At 49.5% G+C, this 2,893-nt stretch carries 5 protein-coding genes; all 5 read left to right on the plus strand.

Translation table 11 applies throughout. The annotated features are described in order from the left end of the window. Positions 1-805 (plus strand): Obg family GTPase CgtA (gene cgtA / locus ACLTD4_RS33660; protein WP_412331973.1); only part of this gene is annotated, 805 nt, incomplete at its 5' end. Between the two features lie 39 nt (positions 806-844). After that, on the plus strand, positions 845-1,138 hold the full coding sequence (gene yhbY, locus ACLTD4_RS33665; RefSeq protein WP_002604075.1) for a ribosome assembly RNA-binding protein YhbY: 294 nt from the start codon (positions 845-847) through the stop codon (positions 1,136-1,138). A gap of 33 nt (positions 1,139-1,171) precedes the next feature. After that, positions 1,172-1,810, plus strand: a complete 639-nt coding sequence (nadD, locus tag ACLTD4_RS33670; protein ID WP_002604074.1) for a nicotinate-nucleotide adenylyltransferase — start codon at positions 1,172-1,174, stop codon at positions 1,808-1,810. Next, entirely contained in the window at positions 1,786-2,376 is a 591-nt protein-coding gene (gene yqeK, locus ACLTD4_RS33675; protein ID WP_117620698.1) for a bis(5'-nucleosyl)-tetraphosphatase (symmetrical) YqeK, read from the plus strand. The genes nadD and yqeK overlap by 25 nt, the downstream gene beginning before the upstream one ends. A gap of 3 nt (positions 2,377-2,379) precedes the next feature. Beyond that, complete coding sequence (gene rsfS / locus ACLTD4_RS33680; RefSeq protein ID WP_002604072.1) at positions 2,380-2,733, plus strand: ribosome silencing factor; 354 nt, start codon at positions 2,380-2,382, stop codon at positions 2,731-2,733. Positions 2,734-2,893: the final 160 nt, after the last annotated feature.

The raw sequence follows: 2,893 nt of genomic DNA on the forward strand, positions 1-2,893 counted from the left end.
TGTCGGTCTCGTGGGATTTCCAAACGTGGGTAAATCCACGCTGCTTTCCCGCGTCAGCAATGCCCGTCCCAAGATCGCCAATTACCATTTCACCACGCTGAATCCTCATCTGGGAGTTGTGGATATCGATGGCGGCAAGGGCTTTGTCATGGCGGATATCCCGGGTCTGATCGAAGGAGCCTCCGAGGGAATCGGCCTCGGTCATGATTTCCTCCGTCACATCGAGCGCACCCGTGTACTGGTTCACGTCGTGGATGCCGCATCTACAGAGGGCCGTGATCCGCTCGAGGACATCCGGGCCATTAATAAAGAGCTGGAAGCCTACAACCCGGATCTTATGAAAAGGCCGCAGATCATCGCAGCTAACAAGACCGACGTCATTTACGCCGAGGACGAGGATCCGGTTGCAAAGCTGAAAGCAGAATTTGAACCGAAGGGAATCAAGGTTTATCCGATCTCCGCGGTCAGCGGCCAGGGAGTCAAGGAACTTTTATACGCTGTTTACGATTTGCTGCAGACGGTAGATTCTACACCGGTTATCTTCGAGAAGGAATTCGATCCGTCGATGATGATCGACGAGACGCTGCCTTATACGGTGGAGAGAAACGAGGAAGGCATCTACGTCGTAGAGGGCCCGCGCATCGAAAAAATGCTGGGATATACCAATTTAGAGTCAGAAAAGGGCTTTTTATTCTTCCAGAGATTCTTAAAAGGAAACGGAATTCTCGAAGAACTGAAAAAAGCTGGAATTGAAGAAGGCGATACCGTCCGTATGTACGGTCTGGAATTCGACTATTACAAATAGACTAATGATAAAATTGAGAAGTAATATGATGGAGGAAATATGACAAGCAAGCAGCGTTCTTATTTAAAGGGCTTAGCAATGACCATGGAGCCTATTTTCCAGATCGGTAAATCCAGCATCACGCCGGAGATTACCACCGCCATTGCGGAAGCTCTGGAAGCAAGGGAACTGATTAAGATTACGGTATTAAAAAACTGTCTCGATGACGGCAGCGCAATCGCCGCGACACTGGCTGAGCGCACCCATTCTGAGGTGGTTCAGGTTATTGGAAGAAAAATTGTCCTTTATAAACCGGCGAAAGAAGAGAAGAAGAGAAAGATCATCCTTCCATAGGTTCAGCCGGCGTAACGTAAGGAGTTACTGAATATGGGGAAAATCGGAATCATGGGCGGTACATTCGACCCGATCCATAACGGTCACCTTCTCCTCGGAGAACAGGCCTATCACGAATACGGTCTGGACCAGATCTGGTACATGCCTTCGGGACAGCCGCCTCACAAAAAGGACCACCGTGTAACAGACAGCCATATACGTCTGGAGATGACCCGGCTCGCCATGGAGGGCCGCGAGGGATTTTCCTGTTCGGATTTTGAAGTCATGCGCAGCGGCAACACCTATACGTCGCAGACGCTTGAAATTCTTCATGAGAAATATCCCGGCCATACGTTTTATTTCATCATCGGCGCAGACTCCCTCTATGAGATCGAGCACTGGCATGAACCGGCAAAGGTACTGGCACAGGCCGTAATCCTGGCGGCAGTACGGGAATATGAGTCGGCAGGCCGTTCCATGGAAACACAGATTGCCTATTTGAAAGAGAAATATCAGGCTGACGTCCGCATGCTGCACTGCAGGGAGATCGATATCTCCTCGGCTGAGCTGCGCCGGATGACCGCGCTTGGAGAGTCCATTGAACCATTCGTCCCGGAGCCGGTAGCCAGGTATATTAAAGAGCATCATCTATATCAGGAGGTGGCGGAATGCAGGAAATCATTGCACAGCTGAGAAACGAATTGAGCGGAAAACTGACGCCTTCCAGATACGAACACACCATAAGCGTGTCATTTACCGCAGCGGCACTGGCCATGCGCTATGGCTGTGATTTGGACAAGGCGGAACTGGCCGGTCTTCTGCATGACTGCGCAAAGCACTACAGCAATGAGACCATCATCAAAAAATGCGAGAAGCAGAAGATCACGCTGACCGAAGATGAGAAGAAGGCCCCGGCTGTCCTTCATGCGAAATACGGCGCCTGGCTGGCCGAGACGAAATATCAGATATCGGATCTGGAAGTGCTTTCGGCAATCCGGTGGCACACCACCGGGCGGCCCGATATGACACTGTTGGAGGAGATTATCTTCACGGCGGATTATATCGAACCGCGCCGGTATGAGGCCCCGGATTTACCTCTGGTGCGCCCGCTGGCATTTACGGATCTGAAGGAATGCATCTATCAGATTTTAAAGGATACCCTGGATTATCTGAATGGGAAAGGCTGTTATGTGGATTCCATGACGAATCTGGCATATGATTATTACAAACAGCTTCACGAGGAAAAGAAAGGAAATTAAACAATGAATCATTCTAGCGAGATGGTAAAAGCAGCTTACGCGGCTTTATCCGACAAAAAGGGCGAAGATATCCGCATCATCGATATCCGCAACGTTTCCGTTATGGCGGATTACTTTATTATAGCAAGCGGTTCCAATTCCAACCAGGTTCAGGCCATGGTAGACAACGTGGAAGAGGAACTTGGCAAAATGGGCTGCACCTGCCGTCAGGTGGAAGGTTATCAGTCTGCCAACTGGATCCTTATGGATTACGGCGACATCATCGTACACGTCTTTGACCGTGACAACAGACTCTTCTATGATCTGGAGCGCATCTGGCGCGATGGGAAGACACTGGATGTCAGTGAACTGAAATAACTGAACGAAACTGACTGGATTCAGAAGCAGGTCGAAACAAATAGAAACTGGAAAGCAAAAGCGGGAAGAGGTTGACATAAACTAATTATGTCAACCTCTTCCCGCTTTTGCTTTCTATTTTCCTAAAATTCCGTGTTTCTGGCCGTCAGCAATCTAGTTA

It is taken from the genome of Hungatella sp. (assembly GCF_046966825.1).

Bases quoted from the DNA above. Each gene is read 5' to 3' on its own strand.
- yhbY (WP_002604075.1), top strand. From the start codon at position 845: ATGACAAGCAAGCAGCGTTCTTATTTAAAGGGCTTAGCAATGACCATG.
- nadD (WP_002604074.1), top strand. From the start codon at position 1,172: ATGGGGAAAATCGGAATCATGGGCGGTACATTCGACCCGATCCATAAC.
- yqeK (WP_117620698.1), top strand. From the start codon at position 1,786: ATGCAGGAAATCATTGCACAGCTGAGAAACGAATTGAGCGGAAAACTG.
- rsfS (WP_002604072.1), top strand. From the start codon at position 2,380: ATGAATCATTCTAGCGAGATGGTAAAAGCAGCTTACGCGGCTTTATCC.